At 48.2% G+C, this 1,364-nt stretch carries 4 protein-coding genes; all 4 read right to left on the bottom strand.

What is annotated here, in order from left to right:
- Positions 1-83: 83 nt before the first annotated feature.
- Complete coding sequence (locus AC9UEO_RS13675; protein ID WP_509534641.1) at positions 84-320, bottom strand: hypothetical protein; 237 nt, start codon at positions 318-320, stop codon at positions 84-86.
- A complete protein-coding gene (locus tag AC9UEO_RS13680; protein WP_509534644.1) occupies positions 317-604 on the bottom strand; it encodes a hypothetical protein in 288 nt (95 codons plus the stop codon). The genes AC9UEO_RS13675 and AC9UEO_RS13680 overlap by 4 nt, the downstream gene beginning before the upstream one ends.
- Before the next feature lie 95 nt (positions 605-699).
- Positions 700-954: a hypothetical protein gene (locus AC9UEO_RS13685; RefSeq protein WP_509534647.1), complete on the bottom strand. Its 255-nt coding sequence runs from the start codon at positions 952-954 to the stop codon at positions 700-702.
- Positions 951-1,364, bottom strand: a 414-nt coding sequence (locus AC9UEO_RS13690) for a putative 2OG-Fe(II) oxygenase (protein WP_509534650.1), incomplete at its 5' end; no start/stop codon positions are given. The genes AC9UEO_RS13690 and AC9UEO_RS13685, both read right to left, overlap by 4 nt.

Here is a 1,364-nt window from a genome sequence, read left to right on the forward strand (position 1 = left end):
TACCATGAGGGTGACCCACAGAGTCAGCTTGTCTTTGGTGTCCATTGACACTTTCTTCACTGGTCTGGTTATCGGCTTTCTGGTCATACATAAATATCCAGCTTACGGTTTGTGAATATCTCCATACGGAGCCGCTCTTGCACTACTTTTTTAGTGTAAATCTCAAACCCTATGTCCTGCAACTGAGTCTGCTGTTTCTTAGCCAACTCATTTGCCTTGTTCATTTCATGCTGTTTCTCTAGCTTCTTCTGGGCAAGGTCATGCTTGTCTGGATACCCAGACGGCTGAACGGTCGGAAATAATTTGATTGTGTCGATCATTTCTTTTCCCGTTCAAGTGCATCCTTGTATCCATGAACAACTTTAGCCCGTAGCCATGTGGAATCTGCTGTACCCGCCCATTCTGCTAGGTTGTTCCAGATCACCATGTATTCTGTTGACTTGCAATGACCTGCGTTCTGATCCAGCCACGCCATCATCTCTTTGTGCCGCTGGGTTGGGTCGTGGACTGTGTAGGCTATGCCATAGAACTCGCGCACATGGCAACCACTTTTGGCTACGGCTCCGACCAGCCCCAATAACAGTAACAGAATGAGCCAACGCATTTACCACATCCAACTCCATGCAATCATGTACGTGCCAAAAATGACGAAGGCCGCTATACAGGCCGTTGCAATAAATGCTTCGGCCCAGTCTCGCATCATGCTGGCTCTGGTATTTTCACTTTGGCTGTTATGACGGCTGTCGATGTGTCTCGATCAATTGTCATGTAGCCTTGGCAAGTGATGTTATAGTCAACCCCATTAGCATCTTTTTCGCTTTTGATGGGGACGGTAATGTCTAGGCTTTTAAACAAGAACTCTTTGCCGTTTTCAAATACGCGCCAGACATGATCCATTGAACCGCGACCAGCTTGGCCTCTCGACTTGTTGAACCGAATTTGGTACGTGTTCATACAATTTCAGCCGCTGGGGGGATGTTGCAAGCCTTTTGTGGGGCAGGGATTACGGTCAAGTTGAAATGAACAAACTTGATAGGCAGGTCAGCGGCGTGTCGTGTGAATGAGTGCATCAACCATGAGTTAGCAAAGATCATCATGCCGGGTTTGGGCGTGAAGTTAATCATCTTACTAGCAGGAGTTGCTACGCTCATGTCTTGCTCGGGCAAGTCAATTTGCACCTTGGCTGCACGTGGGTCGTGGAACACCACGTTTGAGCCGCCTTCTGGAGTTTCCAAAAAGTAAAAGCCAACAATCTGTGAGCCGTAGCCGTGTACGTGTGCATCCATTGCCGAGTGCTTGTGGTGCTCTTGTGTCCACATTTCTGTGAATTGCACAGCCTTGTCCTGCATGGCATAGCCCTGCTC

Source organism: Limnohabitans sp., from assembly GCF_040401495.1.
Lineage (GTDB): Bacteria > Pseudomonadota > Gammaproteobacteria > Burkholderiales > Burkholderiaceae_C > Limnohabitans.